The 24,689-nt window shown below is 72.7% G+C and carries 15 protein-coding genes and 2 pseudogenes; 8 read left to right on the top strand and 9 right to left on the bottom strand.

Translation table 11 applies throughout. The features are described 5' to 3' along the window. Nucleotides 1-17 precede the first annotated feature (17 nt). Nucleotides 18-3,026, bottom strand: a complete 3,009-nt coding sequence (locus tag ABC270_RS06430) for a UPF0182 family membrane protein (RefSeq protein ID WP_412880021.1) — start codon at nt 3,024-3,026, stop codon at nt 18-20. Between the two features lie 253 nt (nt 3,027-3,279). After that, on the bottom strand, nt 3,280-4,389 hold the full coding sequence (locus ABC270_RS06425; protein ID WP_412880020.1) for a YlbL family protein: 1,110 nt from the start codon (nt 4,387-4,389) through the stop codon (nt 3,280-3,282). A gap of 104 nt (nt 4,390-4,493) precedes the next feature. Here ABC270_RS06425 and ABC270_RS06420 point away from each other — a divergent pair, with 104 nt between their 5' ends. Both ABC270_RS06420 and ABC270_RS06415 read left to right on the top strand, forming a co-directional pair. Next, the gene (locus ABC270_RS06420; protein ID WP_412880019.1) at nt 4,494-5,891 is read left to right on the top strand and encodes a zinc-dependent metalloprotease; all 1,398 of its coding nucleotides are present in this window, start codon (nt 4,494-4,496) and stop codon (nt 5,889-5,891) included. Between the two features lie 69 nt (nt 5,892-5,960). Continuing rightward, a pseudogene (locus ABC270_RS06415) lies at nt 5,961-6,794 on the top strand (TOMM precursor leader peptide-binding protein); the annotation flags it as partial. On the opposite strand, the pseudogene ABC270_RS06410 reads toward ABC270_RS06415, so the two are convergent. Both ABC270_RS06410 and nudC read right to left on the bottom strand, forming a co-directional pair. After that, nucleotides 6,757-8,500: pseudogene (locus ABC270_RS06410) on the bottom strand (ATP-dependent helicase). The pseudogenes ABC270_RS06415 and ABC270_RS06410 sit on opposite strands and share 38 nt — an antisense overlap. 53 nt (nt 8,501-8,553) lie before the next feature. Beyond that, entirely contained in the window at nt 8,554-9,489 is a 936-nt protein-coding gene (gene nudC / locus ABC270_RS06405) for an NAD(+) diphosphatase (RefSeq protein WP_412880018.1), read from the bottom strand. A gap of 95 nt (nt 9,490-9,584) precedes the next feature. Between nudC and ABC270_RS06400 the strand changes: the two genes are divergently transcribed. Continuing rightward, complete coding sequence (locus ABC270_RS06400; RefSeq protein WP_412880017.1) at nt 9,585-10,583, top strand: phosphotransferase; 999 nt, start codon at nt 9,585-9,587, stop codon at nt 10,581-10,583. Nucleotides 10,584-10,720: 137 nt separating this feature from the next. Here ABC270_RS06400 and ABC270_RS06395 read toward each other — a convergent pair whose 3' ends face one another. Beyond that, entirely contained in the window at nt 10,721-14,029 is a 3,309-nt protein-coding gene (locus ABC270_RS06395; protein ID WP_412880016.1) for an ATP-dependent DNA helicase, read from the bottom strand. Continuing rightward, nucleotides 14,026-17,181 (bottom strand): ATP-dependent helicase, encoded by a 3,156-nt coding sequence (locus ABC270_RS06390; protein ID WP_412880015.1) that lies wholly within the window; start codon nt 17,179-17,181, stop codon nt 14,026-14,028. Before ABC270_RS06390 ends, ABC270_RS06395 begins: the two co-directional genes overlap by 4 nt. A 130-nt stretch (nt 17,182-17,311) precedes the next feature. Between ABC270_RS06390 and ABC270_RS06385 the strand changes: the two genes are divergently transcribed. Together ABC270_RS06385 and ABC270_RS06380 are read left to right on the top strand one after the other, a co-directional pair. Beyond that, a complete protein-coding gene (locus ABC270_RS06385) occupies nt 17,312-17,536 on the top strand; it encodes a DUF3107 domain-containing protein (protein ID WP_058726247.1) in 225 nt (74 codons plus the stop codon). A gap of 1 nt (nt 17,537) precedes the next feature. Continuing rightward, the gene (locus tag ABC270_RS06380) at nt 17,538-17,834 is read left to right on the top strand and encodes a hypothetical protein (protein ID WP_412880014.1); all 297 of its coding nucleotides are present in this window, start codon (nt 17,538-17,540) and stop codon (nt 17,832-17,834) included. Between the two features lie 110 nt (nt 17,835-17,944). Here the strand turns inward: ABC270_RS06380 and ABC270_RS06375 are convergent, their stop codons facing one another. Beyond that, entirely contained in the window at nt 17,945-18,658 is a 714-nt protein-coding gene (locus ABC270_RS06375) for a ferritin-like fold-containing protein (RefSeq protein ID WP_412880013.1), read from the bottom strand. A gap of 84 nt (nt 18,659-18,742) precedes the next feature. Between ABC270_RS06375 and ABC270_RS06370 the strand changes: the two genes are divergently transcribed. Beyond that, entirely contained in the window at nt 18,743-20,239 is a 1,497-nt protein-coding gene (locus ABC270_RS06370) for a DEAD/DEAH box helicase (protein ID WP_412880012.1), read from the top strand. Nucleotides 20,240-20,363: 124 nt separating this feature from the next. Here the strand turns inward: ABC270_RS06370 and ABC270_RS06365 are convergent, their stop codons facing one another. Beyond that, nucleotides 20,364-21,236, bottom strand: coding sequence for a PHP domain-containing protein (locus tag ABC270_RS06365; RefSeq protein WP_412880011.1), 873 nt, complete (start codon nt 21,234-21,236; stop codon nt 20,364-20,366). A gap of 70 nt (nt 21,237-21,306) precedes the next feature. Here ABC270_RS06365 and ABC270_RS06360 point away from each other — a divergent pair, with 70 nt between their 5' ends. Beyond that, nucleotides 21,307-22,791, top strand: coding sequence for an aminopeptidase P family protein (locus ABC270_RS06360; RefSeq protein WP_412880010.1), 1,485 nt, complete (start codon nt 21,307-21,309; stop codon nt 22,789-22,791). A 9-nt stretch (nt 22,792-22,800) separates the two neighbouring features. Continuing rightward, nucleotides 22,801-23,283 carry a GNAT family N-acetyltransferase gene (locus tag ABC270_RS06355; RefSeq protein WP_412880009.1) on the top strand — a complete coding sequence of 161 codons (483 nt, stop codon included), beginning with the start codon at nt 22,801-22,803 and terminating at the stop codon, nt 23,281-23,283. Between the two features lie 260 nt (nt 23,284-23,543). On the opposite strand, the gene ABC270_RS06350 is transcribed toward ABC270_RS06355, so the two are convergent. Continuing rightward, a complete protein-coding gene (locus tag ABC270_RS06350) occupies nt 23,544-24,548 on the bottom strand; it encodes a YflT domain-containing protein (protein ID WP_412880008.1) in 1,005 nt (334 codons plus the stop codon). Nucleotides 24,549-24,689 lie beyond the last annotated feature (141 nt).

Below are 24,689 nucleotides of genomic sequence, written 5' to 3'. Positions count from 1 at the left end.
CACCCCGCCACGGCGTGTCAGTTGCCACTCTCGGCCCTCGTGGCGGCCTCGATCGCGTCCTGCAGTCGCTGGTCCGCCTCGGCCGCGGCCACGAGGTCGTTCTTCGCGTACGCGGCCTGCCGCTCGGACAGCGCCTGCTTCGCCTCGTCGAGCGCCTTCTGCAGCGCGGCGTTGTCCGTGCTGCCCGAGCTCGAACCCGACCCGGAGGACCCGGAGTCGGACGAACCCGAACCCGAGTCCGACGAGCCGGAGTCGGACGAGCCACCGGACGAACCCGAACCCGAGTCCGACGAGCCGTCCGAGACGCCCTGGTCACCCGCGTTCGCTCCGGAGTTGCCGCCGAAGAGCGTGTCGAGAGCCTGGTCGAGGGTGTCCTCGAACGCGATCTTGTCGCCGAACGCCACGAGGACCTTCTGCAGCAGCGGGTACGAACCGCTCGACGTCGACTGGACGTACACGGGCTGGACGTAGAGGAAGCCGCCGCCGACCGGGAGCGTGAGGAGGTTGCCCTGCTTCACGGTCGAGTTGCCCCGCTTCAGGATGTTCAGCTCCTGCGACACGTTCGTGTCCGAGTTGAACAGGTTCTGGACCTGCAGCGGACCGGGGATGTTGTCGGTCTTCGGCATCGTCAGCAGTGTGAGCTTGCCGTAGCCGGACGCCTTCTTGCCCTTGCCCGCTCCGCCGGCGTCCGAGTCGACCGCGAGGTACCCGGTGAGGACGTTCCGGCTGTCCGCACCACGACCCGACTGCTGCGGGATGTAGGTCGTGTACAGCGAGTACTTCGTCTCGGACCCCGGCACCTTCATCGTCAGGTAGTACGGGTCCTGCAGGTCGTCGGCGTTGGTCGTCGTCGTGGTCTGCACGCCGAGACCGTTCGTCGTGTTCGTGATCGCCGACGAGTCCGAGGACGACGAGTCGCTGTTCGCCTCCTTCGTGGGCTCCTGCGGCGTCTGCCAGGCGTCGTCACCCGAGTAGAACGAGTTCGCGTCGGTGACGTGGTAGGTCGCGAGGATCGACCGCTGCACCTTGAAGAGGTCGGTCGGGTACCGCACGTGGTCGAGGAGCTCGGCGCTCATGTCGGACACCGGCTTCAGCGACGTCGGGAAGATCTTCTGCCACGTCTTGAGCAGCGGGTCCGACGTGTCCCACGCGTAGAGCGTCACCTTGCCCGTGTACGCGTCGACCGTCGCCTTCACCGAGTTCCGGATGTAGTTCACCTGGTCGGTGCTGTAGGCCGACGACTCGGCGCCGCTGATGCTCGCCTGCAGGCTCGCGCTCTGCGAGTACGGGTACGCGTTCGTGGTGGTGTAGCCGTCGACGATCCACACGATGCGGTGGTCGACGATCGCCGGGTAGGCGTCCTGGTCGGTCTGCAGGTACGGCGCGACCTTCTGGACACGCTGCACCGGGTTGCGGTCGTAGAGGATCTGCGAGTCGGCGTTCACCCGCTGGGAGAGCAGGATCTGCTCGGACTGGAACTTGGCCGCGTAGACGAGGCGGTTGAAGAAGTTGCCGATGCTCGGTCCGCCGTTCGCGGCGTACGTCGTCGTGGCGTTGCCGCCGCTGTTCGCGTCGTCGCTCTCCTCGGAGCCGGACGGGTAGTCGAGCTCGATGTTCTTCGAGCCCTTCGGCGCACCGACGATCGAGTACTGCGGGGAGTTCTCACCGAAGTAGACACGCTGCTGGAAGTCGCCGAGCGCGCCGCTCGAGGGGATCCCCGACTCGAGGAACACGGGCTTGCCGTCGCTCGCGCGCTGGTTGCCGTACGCCGCGGCGACGCCGTAGCCGTGCGTGTACACGAACGTGCGGTTGTACTGCGTGTTCGTCTTGGAGCTGAGCCCGTCGAGGTTGATGTCGCGGACGGCGATCACGGTGTCCTCGGTCTGGCCGTCGATGTCGTAGCGGTCGACGTCGAGCGTGTCGGGGAACTTGTAGTACTGCCGGTACTGCTGGAGCTGGCTGAACGTGTCGGACACGATCTTCGGGTCGATCAGACGGATGTTCGCCGTCGTCTGGGCGTCCGAGGCCAGGGCGCCGGAGGACGCGCTCGTCTTCGCGTCGTAGTTCCGCTCCTGCGTGGTGGCGACCCCGTAGGCGTCACGCGTCGCGTCGATGTTGCGTTGGATGTAGGCCGACTCGTACGAGCCCTCCGACGGCTTGACCTGGAGGCGCTGCACGATCCACGGGTAGATGCCGCCGACCACGATCGCGGCGACGAGGAGCAGCCCGGTGCCGACGATCGAGATGCGCCAGCGGCCGATGACCGCGGTCACGATGAAGAGGATGGCGACGATCGCCGCGATGCCGGCCATGATCTCGCGACCGGGGATGACCGCGTTGACGTCGGTGTACTGCGCACCGGTGATGAGCGAGTTGTTCTTCGCGAGGGTCGCGTACTGGTCGAGCCAGAGGCTGACCGCCTGGAGCGCGATGTACACGGCTGCCGTGACCGCGAGCTGCACGCGGGCCGCGCGCGAGATCCGGACCTCACGCCCGCCGAAGCGCATGGCGCCGTAGAGGTACAGGGCTGCGAGCGCCGCGAGCCCTGCGATGAGCACGACCGCCGAGGAGTACGCCACGACCGAGCGCCAGAACGGCAGCTCGAACACGTAGAAGCCGATGTCGAGTCCGAACTGCGGGTCCTTCTTGCCGAAGGGCGTCCGGTTGAAGTACTCGAGAACCATGCTCCAGCGGCCCGACGTGGAGAGCCCGGCGAAGACGCCGAGCACGACCGGGATGCCGATCATGACCGCGCGTCGGAGCGGCTCGATGACCTGCTGGTAGCGGTCGAGCTGCGAGTTGAGCTTCGCGTAGACCGGTCGGAACCGGAACGCGAGCGCGATGCTGACGTACACCGGGACGGCCATGCCGAGGAACCCGGCGACGAACATCAGGGTGCCGGCGATCCACCGCGTGGTGAGGACCTGCTGGAACCCGAGCTGCGCGAACCACGCGTAGTCGGTGTAGAGGCTGGCGAAGATGAAGAAGCCGATCACCAGTGCGGCCAGCACGATGATCGTGACCACGATCGGGACCCGCGGCGAGCGCCGCCCAGAGGAGGATGGACCCGAGGTGGACGAGGTGGTCGTCACTTGATGTGCTCCAGACGTGTCGGACCGGCGGGCCCGGCGCGGCGGGCCGTCAGTGCATCGATCCTACGGGTCGCGACCGACAGCGAAACTGTACGGGGACTCAGGAAGGTGATCCGGGCCTCCCGGCAGGCCGCCTGGAGGCGCGGATCGCGACGTGCGTGCGCGTCGCGTCGACCGTGTGGCCGGCTCAGGACGTGCAGCGCGCGAGCCGCGCGGTGCTCTTCCCGGCGGCGATGGTCTGCAGGTCGGTGACCGCCTGGTCGAGCGTGCTGACCTTGTAGACGTCGAGGCCGTCCGGGACGTGGCCGACGACCTCGTCGCAGTTGTCCGCGGGAGCGAGGAAGATCGTCGCCCCCGCGTCCTTCGCACCGTACATCTTCTGGCGGATGCCGCCGATCGGCCCGACCTGCCCCTGCGCCGTGATCGTCCCGGTACCCGCGACGTGCTCGCCGCCGTTGAGCGTGCCGGGGGTGATCTCGTCGATGATCCCGAGCGCGAACATCATGCCCGCGGAGGGGCCGCCGACGTCCTGCAGGGTGATCTTCACGTCGAACGGGAAGTCGTAGTGCTCGACCACGCCGACGCCGAGGAGCGCGGTGCCGTCCTCCTCGCGCGGGGTGACCCGGACCTGTCGTTCCTCCCCGTCGCGCTCGATCGTGATCGTCGCCGGGCTGCTCGTGCCGTGCTTCGCGACCGCTGCCCGGAGCGTCGACGCGTCCACGCTCTCGGTGAGCTGGGTGCCGTCGAAGGCGCGGATGACGTCGCCCTTCTCGATCGTGCCGTCCGCCGCGGACCCCTTCTGGACCGTGCCGACCTCGAGCTCGGTCGGCACGGGGATGTGCTGCTGCACGAGCGCCGCGGCGACCGCGGACTGCTGCGACTGCTGCATGTCGGCGGTGTCCTGCTGACTGACCTGCTCGTTCGTGGTGCCGGGCGGGTAGATCGCCGAGGCGGGGACCACGGCCTGCGACTTCGTGAACAGCGCGCGGATCACGCTCGTCCAGCTCGGCCGGTGGGTGGCGTCGCCCTGGACGCCGACGGTCAGCATGTCGAGGGCGCCGGACGTCGGGTAGGTCTTCCGGCCCGAGATCTGGATGAGCTCGACCTGCTTCGCGTCCTTGCCCTGCCCCTGCTCCTGGGTGCCGATGGTGTTGTACACCGGACCGGGGACCTCGATGAGGTACGGACTCGGCAGGAAGCTCGCGAGGAGACCGAGCACGACGGCCCCGATCACGAAGGCCCAGCCGAGTGTCCGGGCACGCGATCGACGACGGGGCTCGGGGGCGAAGAGCGTCACGCAGGGTCCTTCCACGGGGGTGTTCGCCCTCGGCGCAGCGGTTCGGGCGTTCCCACGGGAGCGTCCCAGGTCGGTGCCCGTGAGCAGCGGTTAGCGTAGTCGGCATGCCTGATGAACCGCAGCCGGGGCCGGACGACGACTTCCAGGAGATGCTGCGCAAGCTGCTGTCCGGGGAGGGCCAGATCGACCCGTCGCAGCTCGCGGGTGCGGCCGGGCTCCCGAACGACCCGGCGTTCGTCGCGAACCTCATGAGCCAGCTCCAGCGGGCCGCGCAGTCGGGCGGGGACGGCATCGACTTCTCCGTCACGGCGGAGCGCGCGACGGCGATCGCGCGGGACGGCGGCCACGCGGTCGACCCGGTGACCTCGCAGGCGTCGGACCAGGCGTTCCAGGTCGCCGCACTGTGGCTCGACGAGGTCACGACCGTCGCCGAGCTCACCGCCACCCCGAGCCTCTACACCCGCGAGCAGTGGGCGAAGGCGACGGCTCCGGTGTGGACGCAGATCGCCGAACCGGTCGCGTCGAGCATCGCGAACGCCCTCACCGAGGCGATCGACCAGCGTGCGCCCGAGGAGCTCAAGGCCATGCTCGGCGACGTCTCGAAGGCGATGCGCGGCGTCGGCGGCGCCCTCTTCGCGATCCAGCTCGGGCAGGTCGTCGGACAGCTCTCGAAGGAGGTCGTGTCCGGTGGCGACGTCGGCGTGCCGCTGCTCGACGAGCAGGTCGCTGCGCTCCTCCCCCAGAACGTCGCGGAGTTCGCCGAGGGGCTCGACGTGCCCGAGGACGAGGTCCGCATCTGGCTGGCCGTCCGCGAGCTCGCGCACGCGCGCCTCTTCCGCTCCGCGCGGTGGCTCCGGTTGCACATCATCTCCTCGATCACCGACTACGCCAAGGGCATCCACATCCCGTTCGACCGCGTCGAGGAGCTCGCGGCCGACATCGACCCGACCGACCAGGAGCAGCTCCGCGACGCCCTCGCCTCCGGTGCGCTCATCCCCCCGCGGACGCCCGAGCAGGACGCCGCGCTCGCGCGCCTCGAGACGATGCTCGCGCTCGTCGAGGGCTGGGTCGACACCGTCACCGCCGCCGCCACCGCCCGGCTCCCCCGCGCGGACGCGATCGCCGAGATGGTCCGGCGGCGTCGGGCGGCCGGCGGTCCGGCGGAGTCGGCGTTCGCCACGCTCGTGGGGCTCGAGCTCCGTCCACGCCGACTGCGCGAGGCCGCTGCGATGTGGCAACGGGTCACCGACGAGCTCGGCGCCGAGGGCCGCGACGCCCTGTGGTCGCACTTCGACGCGGTGCCGACGTCCGAGGACATCGACGCCCCGGACGCGCTCGTGCTCCGGCTGAAGAACCCGGGCTTCTCCGCGGAGGACGACGAGTTCGACAAGGCGCTGCAGGACCTCCTCGACGACAGCACCGGGACCCGTCCGCACGAGGACGAGCAGGGCCGGGTCGCGGACACCGACGGGGACGACGACGCGGACGACCCGAAGGCCTGAGCCGCCCCGGTTCTCCACAGATCGCCGCCGCCCGCCCCGGAAACGGCCCGCGTACGCGACGGTGGGTGCATGGGCATCCGCATCGACCCGACGCTCGAGTTCGTCTGGCGCGACCCGGCGACGGTCCAGCTCGGGACCGACCCACCGCGCGCGGTCGTCCCCGTGCCCACGACCGCCGAGGAGCGCTTCCTCTGCGCGCTGCGCCGTGAGACGGGCCGCGATGCCCTGACCGCGCTCGCCGACACCGTCGGCTGCCGGCCGGAGGTCGCGGCGTCCGTCCTCGCCGCCGCGTCCCCCGCCGTCATCGAGGTCCTGCCGCCGCCATCACCCCGCGTGCAGGTGCACGGCACGGGGCCGCTCGCCGACGCGATCGCCGGACAGTTGTCCGGCGAGGGCGCGGCGGTCGTCCGGACCGGACCACCGACGACCGGTGCGGACGACCGGTCGGCCGCCCGCGCGGAGCCCGGCGACGTCTCGCTCGCGTTCGCCGTCGTCGTCGCCGAACACGTCGTCGACCCTGCGCTCCGAGCGTCGTGGACGCGCCGTGACGTCCCGCACCTGGCGGTCGTGGTCGGCGACGGCACCGTCCGGATCGGGCCGGTGGTGTCGGGCGACGACGGCCCGTGTCTGCAGTGCCTCGAGTACGCCCGGGCCGACGAGGACCCGGCCTGGCCCGCTATCGCCGCGCAGGTGTGGGGCCGTCCCGCTGCTCCGCTCGGCCCCTGGCGCACCGCGGCGGTCGCGGTCGCCGCCGTGGGGGTGGCGCTCGGACGGCTGCCCGGCGCGGCCGTCGCCCGGGGCCGACCGGACGACAGCGACCGACCCGATCGCGACCAACTCGTCCTCGACCGGTCCGACGCGGCGGTCACACGTCGCCGGGTGCTGCCCCATCCGCGCTGTGCGTGTCGAGGGCTGCCAGGAACCGGCTCGGTGCCCGCGTCCCCCCGCGCACCGACCCCTGCCGCGACCACGTCACCGTCACCGAACGACGCGCTCGGGTGAGCCCCACGTAGAACAGGCGTCGTTCCTCGTCGACCTCGGCGTCGGTGGTCGCGTGTGAGATCGGCAAGAGCCCCTTCTGCGGCCCCGACGATGACGACGTGCGGCCACTCCAGACCCTTCGAGGAGTGCAGGGTCGCGAGGGTCACGGCGTCGAGGTCCGGTTCGTGGTGCGTGGCAGCGCGGTCGACGAGGTCCTGGGTGAACTGCTGCATCGTCGTGCCGGCGGGGGCGTCCTCGGCGAGGCCCATGATCGCCTGCAGCGCCTCCCACTGCTCGCGCACCGCTCCCGTGCCCTCCGGCGGGGTGGGGGTCCACCCGCTGACCTGCAGCACGAGGCCCACCCGACGCGTCAGCTCGTCGTCCGTCTGCCGGACGGCCTCGCCCCGCATGTGGTGCACGGCGAGCTTCACCTCGGGACGGTCGAAGAAGCGGGTGCCGCCCTGCACGCGGTACGGGATGCCCGCGCGGCCGAGTGCGGACTCGAGCGCGGCCGACTGCGCGCCGACTCGGAAGAGCACCGCGACGTCACCGAAGGACGCGCCACCGGCGACGACGTCACCGATCGTGCGTGCGACGGTCTGCGCCTCGTCGCCGTCGTGGACGCACGCCACGACCGACGGCTCGGGCCCTGGTGCCGTGCTCTGGGCGACGAGGTCGAGCGCGCCCGGCTGCCCGCGCATGAGCGTGTTCGCGGCGTGCACCACCTCACGCGTCGACCGGTAGTTCCGCTCGAGCCGCAGGACGGAGCCCCGCGGGAACTCCGACCCGAACCCGAGCAGGAACCCACTCGACGCCCCGGCGAACGAGTAGATCGTCTGGCTGGCGTCACCGACGACGCACACGTCGTCCCGCCCGCCGAGCCAGGCGCGGAGCAGCGCGTGCTGCACCGGTGAGACGTCCTGGTACTCGTCGACGACGAAGAACCGGTACTGCTGCCGCACGTAGGAGGCGACCCGTGGCTCCGACTCGACCATGCCGAGCGTCGCCAGCAGCACGTCCTCGAAGTCGAGCTGCCGGCGGTCGTCCTTGAGCTGCTCGTACGCGCGCATGAGGTCCACCACTCGTCGTGGCGTGGTGTCCCGCGGCATGGTCCGCTCGGCGGCGGCCGCCTCGTACTCCTCGAGCGAGAGCATCTGGACCTTGCGCCACTCGACCTCGGCCGCGAGGTCCCGCAGGACCGGGGTGTCGACGTGCAGTCCGACCGTGTCCGCGGCGTGCGCGATCGCCCGCCCCTTCTTGTCCACGAGTCGCGGCGCGTGCCCGCCCACGGTGTCCGGCCAGAAGTAGCTGAGCTGGGCCATCGCCGCCGAGTGGAACGTCCTCGCCTGCACCGTCCCGGCGCCGAGCGCGCGGAGCCGCGACCGGAGCTCGCCGGCGGCCCGGGTGGTGAACGTCAGGGCGAGGACGTGGTTCGGCGAGTAGGTACCGGTCGCCACGCCGTACGCGATCCGGTGCGTGATCGCCCGGGTCTTGCCGGTCCCGGCGCCGGCGAGCACCGCGACGGGTCCGAGCAGCGTCCGGGCGACCGTGCGCTGCTCGGGGTCGAGTGCGGCGAGGAGCTCGTCAGCCGACGGGGCCGCAGCACCGCCGACCAGGGCGCTCGGCACCCGTCCGGCACCGACGCCCGGGGCGCTCGGCGCCCGTCCGGCACCGACCTCGCTCACGGCAGGTCCAGCGGGCCGCCGTACCACTCCTCGATGATGGCGCGGGCGATGGAGGTCCGGCCGGGCAGCAGGAGGGTGTCGCCCGCACGCTCGCGGATCTCGTCCCGCGAGAACCAGCGGACGTCGAGGATCTCCACGCCGTCCGGCCGCGCGGTCGTCGGGTCGCCGTCCACCGCGCGGGCGCGGAACCCGAGCATGAGCGACGCGGGGAACGGCCACGGCTGCGACCCGAGGTACTCGGGCTCCTCGACGCGGACGCCGGACTCCTCCCAGACCTCGCGCCGCACGGCGTCCTCGAGCGACTCCCCCGGCTCGACGAAGCCCGCGAGGAGCGAGTAGCGGTTCGCGTCCCACGCCGCGTTCGAGCCGAGCAGGATGCGGTCGTCGGCGTCGGTCACACCGACGATGATCGCGGCGTCGGTGCGCGGGAAGAGTTCGTGTCCCTCCGGGTCGCGCCGGACCCAGCCGCCCGCGGTGACCTCGGACGGCGACCCGGTCCGGGGCGAGAAGCCGTGCACGGCGTGCCAGTTCGCCATCGCGACCGCTTCGACCGCGAGGCCCTGGTCCCGCGCGGACAGCTCCGTGCCGAACATGCGGAGGCTCTCCCAGGCGTCCTCGTCCGGCTCGATCGTCGTGGCGGTGTCCGGGTCGACGAAGGCCGCGACGAACCGGGTTCCGGCGGGCGCATCGGCCGCGTCGGCGATCGCGCGTCCGAGGTACAGCGTCACGGTGCCCTCGGGGACGTCCGCCGCGGACACGAAGCGGAGCGTGCCGTCGGCGTTCCGGAGCATCTCGGCACCGCGCAGCGGCAGGTACCGGGTGGACGCGTCCTCGCGCAGGACGCGGTCGAGGTCGGGCGTGGTGCGGAACTCGGCATCGCGGTCGAGTTCGTTCCGGGACAGCGGCAGTCTGGCGGCGAACTCGACGGTCACGGCGGAGGGCTCCTCAGATCAGCGGCTTCGGCCGGGAGCGCCCGGGTCAGCGTGGCGCGCCCGGATGGCGACGACACGGACCTACCCTGATGGGCATGGCGGGATCCCAGTTCACTCTAGCCGCGTTGGCGACGACGGCCGTGCCCGGGCTCGTCGTCACGGGGACGCGCATGCTCGGCTCGGCCGCGTCCGGGGACTACGAGTCCGCCGTCCTCCGCGACGCGGACGGCGGCACGCTCGCGATCCGCCGACCGCGCAACCAGCGCGCCGAGGCGCGGCAGTCGGCCGACCTCGTCGCGATCCGTGCGCTGAGCGCCGGCATCCGCACGCGCCTCCCGTTCGCGGTGGCCGAGTACCGCGGCCAGGCGCCGATCGGTTCGACCCGCGCCATCGTGACCACGTACGTCCCGGGGGCCCACCCGACGCTGCGGTCGCTCGCGGAGCAGCCGGGGCTCGCCATCTCCGTCGGCCGTGCCGTCGCTGCGGTGCACCAGCTCCCCACGAGCTTCGTCACCGACGCCGGTCTGCCGTCGCTCACCCCCTTCGAGGTGCTGCGCTCGGCGGTCTCGGTGATGGACCGCGCGGTCGCCACGAAGCTCGTGCCCGCCGCGCTCAAGGAGCGCTGGGAGGGCGCTGCCCGCGACCAGCAGCTCTGGCAGTTCACGCCGACCGTCGTGCACGGCTCCCTCGGCACCGAGTCGGTGCTCGTCGAGGGCGACGCCGTGACCGGTGTCCTCGGCTGGGGCGAGCTCCGCCTCGGCGACCCGGCGAAAGACCTCGCGTGGGTGCTGGCCGGGCGGTCGGACGCGTTCGACACCGTCCTCGGTGCGTACGAGGCGAACGGCGGCGGCCGGGACCGGCAGCTCGCGCAGCGCGCTCGGGTGCACCACGAGCTCGAGACCGCGCAGTGGCTGCTGCACGGCGTCCAGGTGAAGAGCACCGAGGTCGTCGACGACGCGGTCGCGATGATGCACCGGCTGGTCGAGGCCGTGCACGCGCCGAGCGCGGCGCCGCTGCAGTCGGTCTCGCCGGAGACGATGGAGATCGGCGAGGTCGAGCAGCTGCTGTCGTCGACCGAGCGTCGACACGGCTGACTCCACCACCTGACGGTCTGGAGGCCCGTGGCGGGCCGGAACCGTGCCTCCCGTCCGGTGGTCCGCACCCTGTGCGCGGAACGCATTGCGGGTGCGCGGACACGGCGGTGCACGGTGCGCTGGCCTCGTCGTGAACGTCAGCCGATCGCGTCGCGCCAGGCCCGCTCGAGACCGGCCCGGTCGAGCAGCCCGGTCGGCCGCACCTCGAGGTCGTCGGCCACGAAGTAGAACACCGCGTCGACCTCCGCGAGCGGCCGACCCGTGAACTCCGCGTAGGCGACGCGGTACAGCGCGAGCTGCAGCTGCCGCTTCGCCAGGTCGTCGCGCCCGCTCGGTGCCTTGCCCGTCTTCCAGTCGACGACCTCGGCACGCCCGTCGATTTCGTACACCGCGTCGAGCTTGCAGACCACGCTGTGCCCGAGGAACGGGATGTGGATCTCACGCTCGACCTCGATCGGCGTCAGCGCGGCCCACCGCGATCGTGCGAAGGTCTCCTGGAACGCCGCGAGCCGTCGGGCGTCGTCGTCCGTGACGGCGGCCGTCGCCGAGGCGTCGGGCAGGTCGTCCGTGTCGAGGTCCGCCTCGCCGATCCACAGGTCGAGCGTCTCCAGCGAGCCGCCCGACCGCGCGCGCTGCTCGACCCACTGGTGGAAGAGCGTCCCGAGGCGGGTCGCCCGGTACGGTCGCTCGGGCATCGGGCGCCGGAGCCGCTCGGCGACCCGGTCCGGCTCGGACAGGTAGTCCTTGAACCCGGAGGCGGGCACGCGGTGCGGCACCACCACGGCGTGCCGGGCGCTGCGGACGGCCGCCCGTTCGGCGAGCAGCAGGTCGATGTCGGCGGCGAAGCGCCCGGCGGCACCGGGGTTCGCGTTCCGGACACGGTCGGCAGCCGCGTGCACGCGCGCCGCCCGCTGACCGAACGGCACGTGCGGCCAGGACTGCGTCGCACCCGACTCGCCCAGAGGGTCGCGTTCGTGGTGCGACCGCTCGGGCACGGCGTCGGCTGCGATGACCCCGGCGTCGCGGAGGTCCGCGAGGTACCGGCTCGGCGCGGTCGGCTGCACACCGCCCGACCAGAACGAGCCGGACACGAGGAGGTCGTGCTTCGCCCGGGTGAGCGCCACGTAGGTGAGGCGCCGCTCCTCGTCCTCGTTGCGGACCTGCATCTCGGCCTTGAACGCCTCGATCGCGTCGCGGACGTCCTTCTGGGTCTCCTGCCCCCGCCAGGCCAGCCGCGGGAGCTCGTCGGCGTCGCCGCGGAACTCGTACGGCAGCCGACCGAAACCGATCCAGCCGGAGGAGCCTTCCTGTGGCCGCGCGGGCAGGCCGCCCTCGACCATCCGCGGCACGGCGACGGCGTCCCACTCCAGTCCCTTCGACCCGTGGATCGTGAGGATCTGGACCGTCCCCGCCTCGGGTTCCTCGGACCGCGGCCCCATGTCGTCCCGTCGGGCGGCCGCGTCGATCCATCCGAGGAACGCCCCGAGGTCGGCACGGTCGTCGGTCGCGACGAACCCGGCGAGCTCGTCGAGGAAGGCGTCGAGGAACGCCTGGCTGCCCTGCTCGTGCGCGGCGACCTCGATGTCGAGCCGCATCTCCTGCACGACGAGCGTCACGAAGTCGACGAGGTCGCCGCGGGCGCGCTGCCTGAGGGCCTGCAGCTGCTGGCCGAGCGCGCGCATCCGAGCGCGTCCGGCCGGCGAAATCCGTCCCAGCGCACCGTGCTCGTCGGGCGCGGTCGCCACGAAGTCGAGCGCGTCGACGACCGACCCGTGCTCCCCCGCTGCGACCGAGGCGCGGAACGCAACGGTCAGGTCGTCGTCGAGCCGCTGCTGGGTGTGGTCGCGGCCGAACAGCCACGTCGCGAGGTCGTGCAGCGCCGCGATGTCCGCGGCGCCGACACGCCACCGGGCGCCGGCGAGCAGTCGGATGAGGTCGTTGCCGGCCGCGGGGTCGTGGAGCACCCGGAGGCACGCGACGAGGTCCACGATCTCCGGGCGCTGCAGGAGCCCACCGGTGCCGAGCACGTGGAACGGCACCCCGAGCTCCCCGAGCGCCCCGGTGAACGCCGCCAGGTCCTTCCGCGCCCGGAGCAGCAGCGCCATCGACGCGCGTGGGTCGCGCTGACGGTGGGCACGGAACCACTGTGCGACGGCCGCGGCTTCCTCCGGCAGCGTCTCGGTGAACACGGCCTCGACCGAGCCGTCGTCGGCACCGGGGCGCGGGGAGAGCCGCTCGACCGCGACGTCGGAGGCCTCGGACAGCGGCGACACGACGGCGTTCGCGGCGGCGAGCACCTCCACCGGGTTGCGCCAGCTCGTCGACAGCGGGAACGTCATCGGCGTCGGTTGGTCGTCGCCCCCGAAGTCGCGCGGGAACCGCCCCAGGTTCGCCGCGCTCGCACCCCGGAAGCCGTAGATCGACTGGTGCGGGTCGCCGACCGCCATCACCGGGTGGCCCCGGAACAGCCGCGCGAGGAACCGGGTCTGCACGACCGACGTGTCCTGGTACTCGTCGAGGAGCACCACGCCGAACCGACTCCGGAGGTCGTCCACGACGCGGGGCGACGACTCGGCCGCGGCGAGCGCCAGGGCGATCTGGTCGGAGAACTCGACGAACCCACGGTCGACCTTCTGCCGTCGGAACCGGTCGACGAGGTCGGCGAGGGGCTCGAGTCCGCCCACCGCGGCCACGGCCTTCGCGACGTCCGCGTAGGGCTTCCCGCGGTTGCCGGGGAGCTCCAGGACCCCGGCGAACTCGATCGCGAACCGCCGCAGCTGCTCGGGTTCGACCAGGTGCTCCGACGAGGCCCCGGCGAGGGCGACGACGGCGGCGGTGACGGTGTCGACGTCACGGTCGAGGCCGGCGAGCCGGTCGTCGCGGGCGTCGACCACGACCCGGCGGGCGAGCTGCCAGGCGGAGGGCTCGGTGAGGACCTGCGACTCGCCGTCACGGCCGACCAGGAGCGCGTTCTCACGGAACACGGAGTTCGCGAACGCGTTGTACGTCGACACGGTCGGCGCCTCGAACGCGTCGCCGGGGGTGATGAGCCCGACGTCCTCGAGGGCCCGGATGCGGTCGTTGATGCGGACCGAGAGCTCGCCGGCGGCCTTGCGGGTGAAGGTCAGGCCGAGGACCTCGTCGGGACGGACGAGACCGTTGGCGAGGAGCCAGACCACGCGGGACGCCATGGTCTCGGTCTTGCCGCTGCCGGCGCCCGCGACGACGAGTGCCGGAGCGAGCGGCGACTCGATCACGGCGCGCTGCTGCGCCGTGGGACGGGGACGGCCGAGCGCGTCGGCGATCTCGTCCGCGCTGCGGACCGCATGACCGGACGCGTCCCGTGCGGCCTCGACCTGCTCGGGCAGGGTCTGGCCGGCGTCGACCTGCTCGGGGAGGGTCTGTTCGGCGTCGACCCGTTCGGCGTCGACCTGTTCCGTGCTCACCAGGTGACCTCCCCCACCACGTGGATCCGGCATTCGGCGCCGGTCCGGGACTGCTCGCAGTGGTCGTCGACGTTCGCGAGGAACGTCCGCCCGGCCATCCCCCGCGCGACGCCGTGCAGGCGTTCCCGGTAGGCCTCTCGTGCCTCGGGGTCGAAGGCGTGCTGCGTCCGCTCCGAGTACGCGTGGGTGCTCCGGGCGTTCTGCACGAAGACCAGACGGGCGTCCGCCATCGGAGCCCCGGCCGGGACGCCCTCGACAGCGCCGTCCTCGACCGCGAGTTGGTACGCGCCGAGCTGCGGGTGGGCCGGCATGTCGTTCTTCTCGCTCGGCATCGACCGACCGGTCTTGAGGTCCACCACGCTGATGCGTCCGTCGGGATCGACCTCGATGCGGTCGATGCTGCCCCGCATCCGAGCCGGGCCGGTCACGAGCGAGAACGCGGTCTCGGCGCCGAGGAGCCGCCGCCCGGCCGCGGCGAAGGTCCGGAGGTAGTCGCTCAGCCCCTCGATCATCCGGCGGGTGCGGGCGCGCTCGCGGTCGGCGATCCACGGCGACTCGAAGGTGAGTTCGCCCCAGCGGGACTCGACGTGGGCCCAGAGGGACTTGACGTCGACGCTCGTGGCGTGCTCCATGGCGTCGTGGACGATCGTGCCGATGCCCATCGCCGGGCTCGGCGCGCCACCCCCGAAGGTCTGCACGAACCAGTGCACCGGGCACTCCTCGAACGTGCCGATGCGTGACGGCGAGACGCTCACGGTCGGTGCGACCACCGGTCCGCCCTCGTACTCCGGCGCCGGCTCCGCGTCGAGGTCGACCAGCGGGGCGTCCGTCGTCGGCTCGGCCGTGCCGTACCAGTCGTCCGGGTCGGCACCGGGGACCCCGGCCTCGGCGAGGCGGGCGAGGGCGGACGCGGCCTCCGGGTCGCCCGAGGACACGACGCGTCGTCGGAGCGCCCCGGCGAGACCGCGGAGGGACAGCGGGTGCACGGTCGCGGCGCGGTCGGGCGGCTGCGGCACGAGGTGGACGAAGGGCGATGGCGACTCGTCGTCGTTCGCGACCGTGCCGATCACGACCTGGGTCGTCGCACGGGACACCGCGCGGGCGAAGAGGCGGAGCTCGTCGGCGATCACGGCGGCACGGTCGTCCACGGCCGAGCGCTCCGTGCCCTCCGCCGCGCGGACCAGGCCGTCCGGGTCGAGCAGGCTCCCCCGCACCCGGGTGTTCGGCCACACGCCGTCCTGCAGCCCGAGGACCACGACGACGTCGCACTCGAGGCCGACGGTCGCCGACGGGGTGAGCACGCGCACGCGTCCGGCGGTCCGGTCGGGTCCGATGGAGTCCTCCGGCAGGTCCGCGTCGAGCAGGTCGTCGACGAACACGCGCGCGGGGGCGTCCGGCGTGCGCTCGACGAACCGCTTCGCCGCGGTGAAGAGACCGACCACGGCGTCGAGGTGCCGGTCGGCCTCCCCCGCGCCGACACCGCCCGCCTCGGACTGCGACCGCCAGACCTCCGCGAGCCCGCTGCGCTCCCAGAGTCCCCAGAGGATCTCCTCGATGCTGGCGTCCGCCTCGGCGTCGGCGCGTGCCTGCACGAGGCTCTTCGCCAGTCGGGTGGCCCGCCGCGCGAACCCGGCGTCGATCGTGGCGAGGCGTTCCGGAGCTCCGAGCGCCTCGACGAGGAGTTCGTCGGCGGTGCGCGTGCCGTCGCCGGCGAGTTCCTCACGGCGGAGGGCGAGGCGGAGCCGCCGCATCGCGAGGGTGTCGAGTCCGCCGAGCGGCCCGGTCGCGAACGCGGTGGCGAGCTCGGCGTCGAGCGGGAGCACCCCGAGGGCCACAGCCGCCGCGTCGAGCAGCGACCGTGCTGCCGAGTCGTCCCGGACCCGGACGGGTGCGGCCCCCGCGGTGGCCGGCACCTCGGCCACCGAGAGCGCCCGGACGAGCTCGGGGATCGCCGCCCCGCTACGGGTCACGACCACCATCCGGTGCCAGGGCACGCCGTCGAGGAGCCGGTGCTCGCGGAGCCGCCGGGCGATCGCGACGACGAGGGCCGCACGGCTCGCGCCCTGCAGGTGCACGACCGCGTCGGACCGGGCGTCGGTGACCGGCGCGACCGCGGAGCGCTGCCGACCGGCCGCCGCCGTGCCGATCCGCGCGGTGATCCCGGTGACGAGCGCCCGGATCGGTGCCGCGTGACGGTGCACCGTCCCGAGGACGACCTGCTCGACGTCGGGGACACCGAGCCGGGCCCCGAGCCGACCGAGCACGTCCGGCACGGCCCCCCGGAACGCCGACGCGGCGATGTCCGGGTCACCGAACGCCACGATCTGCACACCCGAGCGCGCCAACGCTCCGAGCAGGGCGATCTCGCCCTCGACGAGCTCCTGCGTGTCGTCGACCACGACGGTCCGCAGCGCGGCGACCGCCGGCGGGACCTGACCGCGCAGCACGGCGGCGGTCGCGTACGCGACGAGCTCGGCGGCGTCGAGGCTCGTCGCGCGGAACGCCGAGAGCGCCGCGCGGTAGCCGTCGACGAAGTCCCCGATCGCACGCCACTCCGGGTGGCCGGTGTCGTCGCCGAGTTCGCGCATCTCGTCGGGCTCGATCCCCGCGGCGACCGCCCGCATCATCACGTCGCGCAGCGCCGTGCGGAACCCGGCACGCTCGCGGACCACGGCGGTGATCGGCTCCGGCCAGTCCGGCCCGGTGCCGTCCGCCTCGTGCCCGGCGAGGAGGTCGGCGATGATGCGGTCCTGCTCGCCACCGGTGAGGAGCGTCGGCACCTCCTGCCCCGCTGCGACGGCGGCGTGCGTCACGATCTGGAACGCGAGGGAGTTGACCGTCCGGGCGAGTGCCCCCGGCACCACACGGTCCACCGCGGCGGCCAGCCGGTCACGCAGGGCCGTCGCGGCGGTGCGGGCCGAGGTCAGTGCGAGGACCGTGATGTACCCGTCGGCCGAGATCGCGTCGTCCGCGCCGAGCCGCCGGGCGACGAACCGCGCGAGGGTCGTGGTCTTGCCCGTGCCCGGGGCGCCGATGACGGCGGCGTGCCGACCCGGGGGCAGCGCGAGCACGGCCTCCTGTGCCGTGTCCGGAGCCAGCGCACGCGCGACACCCGTGTCGTCGGGGGTGGGCGTGAGGGTCGTCCGGGGCACGCTCGTACGGTACCCAGGACGGCCGACACCGCCAGCACCCGACACGGGCGTGGAGACCGTTCCGCACGGGCGGTGTGCGCCCGCGGCGAACGGCCGGAGCAGCCGGGGGCCGCCCCGCTACGCTGTGCTCGTGGACATCAAGATCGGCATCATGAACAGCCCGCGCGAGATCGCGTTCGAGAGCGCGCAGACCGCTGACCAGATCGAGCAGGCGGTGTCGGAGGCCCTCACGGCGAAGGCGACGCACCTGTCCCTGCAGGACGAGAAGGGCCGTCGCTTCATCGTGCCGGTCGCGTCGCTCGCCTACGTCGAGGTCGGCGCGGAGGAGTCTCGCCGCATCGGCTTCGTCGCCTGACGTGGAGCTGCTCTTCGCCGTGCTCGGCGGCCTGCTCGTCGGGGCCGTGGCGCACGTCGTGCTGCCGTGGCGCGCGAGCCGGGGCGTCCTCGTGGGGCCGGTCGTCGGCGGCGTCGCCGCGGCCGTCCTCTGGGAAGCCCTGACCTGGGCCGGCTGGCCGTACGACGGCGGGTGGATCTGGGTCGCCGCCCTCGTCGGCGCGGCCGTCGCGGCGGTCGTCGTCGGGTGGGTGCTCGGCAGCCGTCGCCGGTCGGCGGACGACGCGTACTACGAGCGGGTCCGGGCGAACGGCGCCTGACCCGCCGCGGACCGACGCGCGCCGCGACGTCCGGGCGTCATCGCGACCGCGCGCCGCACACCCGCCGCGACGGCCGGGCGCCGCGACGTCCGTGTGCCCGCGTCCGCGCGTCAGGCGGTCAGTCCGAGTGCGTCCATCCGACGGCTGTGCGCCGCGATGAGCTCCGTCCAGACCGGCTCGAGGCGGGACTGGTCCTCGCGGGCGTGCGACGCGAGCGCCGACCGGGCCACGAGCAGGGTGTCCCCGACGAGTCGCCGGCCCCACATCGCCAGCCGGGACCCGACCCGGGGGTCGGCCTCGATGTGCGCGGTCAGCTCCTCGACGACCGCCGCCTCCTCACGCGCGTCGAACACCGTGCGGAGGCGCTGCCGGACGTCGATCGGGAGCGAGCGCAGCAGGTCGTCGAACAGGTCGTTGAGGATCCCCGCGGTGACGTAGCCCGTGAGCATCGACTCGTACCAGTCGGCACCGCTCGTCCGCTCGAGGAACCGGTCGATCGCCTCACGGTGGGGTGCCATGAGCACGGCCGGGTCCTGCCCGTTGCGCTCGATCTCGGCGACGATGGACCGGTGTCGCTCGAGCGCCGTCGTGGCGAGCACCCCGGTGACCAGTCGTCCGGAGAGCGTCGGCGCGGCCGCACCGGCCCGGCCCATCGTCTCGTACATCGACAGCTGCAGGTACGCGGCCTGCCCGAGGTAGACGTCGAGCTCGGGGCTGACGTCGTCCAGCCGGAGCCGCTCCCCGGACGCCTTCTTCGGGTTGCGCGAGGCGAGCCAGGCGGCGGCCAGCCGCGCGGCACGTTTCCGGTTCCACCAAGACACCACGCCAGCAGCATAGGGGTCCGGACCCGGGACCCCGGTCCGCGTCGGTAGACTGGTCGGGACTTCCACCAGGACTAGGGTGATTCTTTGACTTTCGCAGACCTCAACATCGAGCAGGACATCGTCGACGCGCTCGCGACGAAGGGCATCATCGAGCCCTTCCCGATCCAGCAGCAGACGATCCCGCTCGCCCTGACCGGCCAGGACATCATCGGTCAGGCCAAGACGGGCACCGGCAAGACCTTCGGCTTCGGCCTCCCGCTCGTCCAGCGACTCGGTGCCGCTCCGGAGCCGGGCGTGAAGGCCCTCGTCGTCGTCCCCACCCGCGAGCTCGCGGTGCAGGTGACCGAGGACCTCGAACTGGCGACCTCGAACCGCCCGACGACCATCGTGTCGATCTACGGCGGCAAGGCGTACGAGGGCCAGATCGAGCAGCTCAAGGCCGGCGCGCAGATCGTCGTCGGGACGCCGGGTCGCCTCATCGACCTGCAGCGCCAGCGGCTGCTCGACCTCTCCCACGTGCAGGAGGTCGTGCTCGACGAGGCCGACCGCATGCTCGACCTCGGGTTCCTCTCGGACATCGAGCGCATCTTCCAGGCAGTCCCCGCCGTGCGGCACACCATGCTGTTCTCGGCGACGATGCCCGCCCCGATCGTCGCACTGGCCCGTCGCTTCATGTCGCGCCCGGTGCACATCCGCGCGACCGACCCGGACGAGGGCCTGACGCAGGCGAACATCAAGCACGTCATCTACCGCGCGCACTCGCTCGACAAGGACGAGGTCATCGCCCGCATCCTGCAGGCCGAGGGTCGCGGCAAGACCGTGATCTTCACCCGCACGAAGCGTGCCGCCGCGAAGCTCGTCGAGGAACTGAAGGACCGCGGCTTCAACGCCGCCGCCGTCCACGGCGACCTCAACCAGGAGCAGCGCGAGCGCGCGATGGCCGCGTTCAAGGCCGGCAAGCGCGACGTCCTCATCGCGACCGACGTCGCGGCCCGTGGCATCGACGTCGACGACGTGACGCACGTCATCAACCACACGATCCCGGACGACCCCGACACCTACCTGCACCGTGCCGGACGCACGGGCCGCGCCGGCAAGACCGGCATCGCGGTCACGTTCGTCGACTGGGACGACCTGCACAAGTGGACGCTGATCGACAAGGCGCTCCAGTTCGGCATCCCGGAGCCCGTCGAGACGTACTCGTCGTCCCCGCACCTCTTCACCGACCTCGACATCCCCGCGGGCACCAAGGGCCGTCTGCCGGGGGCCTCGGCGCACGCCGCGTCGGCCGGCGAGGCCCGGGGCGGCGACCGCCCGCGCGGCGGTCAGCAGGGCGAGGGTCGCGCGAGCGCCTCGCGGTCGCGGTCCCGCAGTCGCACCCGCTCGGGAGGCTCGGCACCGGCCACGACCGAGCAGTCCGACACGCAGGCGCCCACCACGCCCCCCGCGGACGGCGCGACCGCCGAGGCCGGTTCCGGCGACGGTGCGGCGAAGCGCCGCCGCCGGCGTCGCCGCCGCAGCGGTGGTGGCGCGTCCGAGGCGACCGCCTCGGCACCGCAGGCCGCCGGAGAGGGCGAGTAGCGCCTCCAGGACGAAGGGCCCGTCGCTGACGCGACGGGCCCTTCGTCGTGTGCACGGGACGGAGCCGCGCGGACCGAAGTCGGCCAGACGGACGGACCAGACGGACCTGACGGACGGAGCGGGGTCAGGCGAGACGGGACCCGGTGCCGACGACCGGCTCGGTGCCCGTGGCCTCGGCGACGATCGCGTCGAAGGCGGCACGCGACGTGCGGTGTTCGCCGAGCCGGTTCGGCTTGCCCGTGCCGTGGTAGTCACTCGAGCCGGTCACGAAGAGGTCGAAGCGCACCGCCCAGTCGAGCAGGGTGCGCTTGCCGTGGGAGACGTTCTCGCGGTGATCGACCTCGAGCCCGCCGAGACCGGCGTCGACGAGCGCGCGCAGCATCTCCTCGTCGATGACGATGCCACGCGAGGACGCTGCCGGGTGCGCGATGACCGGCACGCCACCGGCGCCGCGGATGAGCTCGACGCCGCGCAGGGGCGACGGCGCCTCGTGCGGTTCGTAGTACCCGGAGGCGGGGTGGAGGATGCCGCGGAACGCCGCACTCCGGTCCGGTTCGAGGCCGCGGGCGACCAGGGCGTCCGCGATGTGCGGGCGGCCGATGGTCGCGCCCTCGCTGGCCTGCGCGAGCACGTCCTCCCAGGTGAGCGGGTGGTCGGCGCCGATGCGCTCGACCATGCGACGCGCGCGGGCCAGACGACCGTCGCGGATGCGCGTGGTCTCCGCGACGAGGTCGGGGTCGGTCGGGTCGACGAGGTACCCGAGCACGTGCACGCTGCGGTACCCGATGCGGGTGCTCAGCTCGAGTCCGGGGAGGAGCGTGACCGGGAGTCCCCTGGCGGTCGCGATCGCCTCGTCCCAACCCGCGGTGGTGTCGTGGTCCGTCAGTGCGACGCCGTCCAGGCCCGCGGCCGCCGCGGCCCGGACGAGCTCGGCGGGGCGCTCGGTGCCGTCGGACACGCTCGAGTGCGTGTGCAGGTCGATGAACGGATCGGGCACGTCGCCAATGGTATCCACAGGTGAGCACGGGCAGCGGCCGTGGTGCTCCGGACGGTGCGAGGATGGGGGCATGGCCGACACCACTCCCCGCGCGACGAGCAACCGTTCCACGACCCCCGGCTCCTCGACCTTCAAGGACTACATCGGGTCGCAGTGGGCCGAGCGCGAGCGCCCGCTCCCCGAGCCCCGCGAGCAGGCACCGTACGCCGCCGCGCGTCGGGCACGGATCTCCGAGCTGCACCCCGGCCGGACGATCGTCGTGCCGGCCGGTCAGGCGAAGGTCCGCTCGAACGACTGCGACTACCCGTTCCGACCGCACTCCGCGTTCGCGCACCTCACCGGCTGGGGTTCCGACACGGTCGTCGGTTCCGTGCTCGTGATGACGCCGAACGGCTCCGGCCACGACGCCACCCTGTACTTCCGGGCCACGGCGGGCCGTGACTCCGAGGAGTTCTACGCCAACCCGGAGATCGGCGAGTTCTGGGTCGGCCCGCGTCCGTCACTCGCCGAGGTCGCCGCCGACCTCGGGCTCGCCACCGCCGACCTCGGCGACCTCGACGCGGTCGTCGACGGCCTCGACCAGACCGTGCTCGTGGTGCGTGACGCCGACACAGAGCTGACCCGCTCGTTCGACGAGCGCTTCGGCAGCGCGGTCGGCGGCGCCCCCGAACAGGACGGTGCCCCGGCGACGGACGACGTCCTCGCCCGCGACCTCTCGGAACTCCGCCTGGTCAAGGACGCGTACGAGGTGCACGAGCTGCGCCAGGCCGTCGCGGCGACGAAGGCCGGGTTCGACGACGTCATCGCCGACTTCGACGCCGTCCTCGCGCACCCCCGCGGCGAGCGCATCGTCGAGGGCACCTTCAATCGCCGCGCCCGTGCCGACGGCAACACCGTCGGCTACGACACCATCGCGGCGTCCGGACACCACGCGTGCATCCTGCACTGGACCCGCAACGACGGGGCCGTGCAGCCGGGCGACCTCATCCTCATCGACGCCGGGGTCGAGGTCGACTCGTTCTACACCGCCGACATCACGCGGACCCTGCCGGTGAGCGGCACCTTCACCGACGTGCAGCGCATGGTCTACGAAGCCGTGCTCGAGGCGGCGGACGCGGCGTTCGCGATCGTCGAGCCGGGCATCACCTTCCGCCAGGTGCACGCGACCGCGATGGAGGTCATCGCGCGCAAGACCGCCGAGTGGGGCTTCCTGCCCGGCACGGCTGAGGAATCGCTGCAGTCCGAGAACCAGTTCCACCGCCGGTACATGGTGCACGGGACGAGCCACCACCTCGGCCTCGACGTGCACGACTGCGCGAAGGCCCGCCGCGAGATGTACATCGACGGGATCGTGCAGCCCGGCATGGTGTTCACGATCGAGCCCGGGCTGTACTTCCAGCAGGACGACCTGACCGTCCCGGAGGAGTTCCGCGGCATCGGCGTCCGCATCGAGGACGACATCCTCGTGACCGAGGACGGCGCCGAGAACCTGTCGGTCGGGATCCCCCGGACCCCCTCGGAAGTGGAGGGGTGGATCGCCCGCTCCGGCCGCTAGCCTGAGCGGGTGACCACGCCCGAGCACACGCCGACGACGGACGACCTCGACATCGAGGTCGAGCACTTCGACTCCCCGGACGCCCAGCGGCTCCGTGCCGCGCAGCGTCTGGAGATCGACCGTGCCTACGGCCAGGACACCGAACCGGGCGAGAAGCCCACGGCCGAGTCCATCGCGGTGTTCTTCGTCGCACGGGATGGCTCGGGCACGCCGCTCGGCTGCGGTGGACTGCGGATCGTGCAGGACGGCATCACCGAGATCAAGCGGATGTACGTGCGGCCGGAGTCGCGCGGTGCCGGGGTGTCGACCGCGCTGCTGCGTCGGCTGGAGGAGGCCGCGCTCGACCTCGGCTCACCGGCGCTGGTGCTCGAGACGGGCACGGAGCAGAAGCGGTCGATCGGCTTCTACGAGCGCGAGGGCTTCACGCGCATCGCCAACTTCGGTCCGTACGCGGGCGTGCCGACCTCGGTCTGCTACTCCAAGGTCCTGTAGCGCCGGTCCGGCCGGCCCGGGTTGGCGGCGCCCGAGGTTCCACGATTTCGGCATCTCGAGAAGCGTCGCCGTGGGTTCGTGGAACCTCGGCGGACTGACGACGGCAAGTCGTGGAACCTCGGCGGACCGACGACGGCAAGTCGTGGAACCTCGGCGGCTCTGCTCACACCGGCGGGAGGCCACGGAGGCCGCGAACGGTCGGACACGCCCATGGACGGTCGGGAGGGCCGACCACTAGGGTGTCCGGCTGCCGAGCGCCGTCAGGACCGGCTGTCGTCGGTGCCCTTGCCCTGCTCCGGCGCGGACGACGGCGCGGAGGTCGGCGTGACGCGTTCGCCGAACTGGGGCTGCGCGTCGGGGCGAGCTGCTTCGGCGGGGCGGTCGGTGCCGGCTGCCGGCGGCTGGTACCGGGGCCCGTCGTTCGTCCCGTAGCGCGGCGGACCGGCCGGAGCGCCCGAGGGAGCGGCGGGCGCTCCTGCGGCGGGCCCCGCCGGAGCGCCGGAGGGCGTCTCGCCGTACCGCGGCCCGTCGTTCGTGCCGTACCGCGGCCCGTCGTTCGTGCCGAACCGCGGCGCTCCCGTCTGCGCGCCGTGGGCGGACGCGCCGGGCTGCTGCGTGCCTCCAGGCTGCTGGTGGGGTGTCGCGTGCCCGCCGTACGGGGCCTGCTGCTGGCGCGGCTCGGGCCGCCACGGCTCCTGCTGGCGCGGCTCGGGCCGCCACGGCTCCTGCCGGTTCGTCGGCGCTCCCGGCGACGGCGAGTTCCAGTGGGTGGACTGCGTCGCCCCGAACTGCCCGAGGATCTTCTGCGCCTGTCCGGTGAGCTGCGGGTCCACCACGATCTGGTAGTTCGTCGCGAGCACCTGGTGGACGCTCGTGAAGTCGCGCTGCCGCTTCGTGATCGCGAACGAGACGATGCCGTAGAGCATGCCGAACGCAGCACCGATGATCGCCGCGGCGATGATGAGGCCGCCGGCGGTCGGCGAGAACAGGGTGAGGACGATGCCGAAGAAGATGCCGAGCCAGAGCCCGGACAGGGCTCCCGCGATGGCGGCGCGGCCGTAGGTCATCTTGCCGGTGACCCGCTCGACGGTCTTGAGGTCGTTCCCGACGATCGAGATCTTGGCGACCGGGAAGTCCGACTCGGCGAGCTTCGCGACGACACGCTGCGCCTCCGGGTAGCTGTCGTAGGTGCCGAGGACGTCGCCGCGCGGCAGCGTCGGGAATGCCTGGGCCGTCCGGCCGCCGAAGGGGCTCTGATTGCTCACTCAGCCATCATCCACCGGACACCTTGCAATCGCACGTGCACTCCCAGGGAAGCCGCCGACCGGGACCGGCCCGGCTCGGGACCGGGAACGGCCCGTCAGTCGATGAGCGGAACCGTACGGGTCCACAGGCGACGCGGACTC

This window comes from Curtobacterium phoenicis, from assembly GCF_047238015.1.
In the GTDB taxonomy this organism is placed as follows: domain Bacteria; phylum Actinomycetota; class Actinomycetes; order Actinomycetales; family Microbacteriaceae; genus Curtobacterium.
This window is presented reverse-complemented; position numbering and strand designations above follow the sequence as displayed.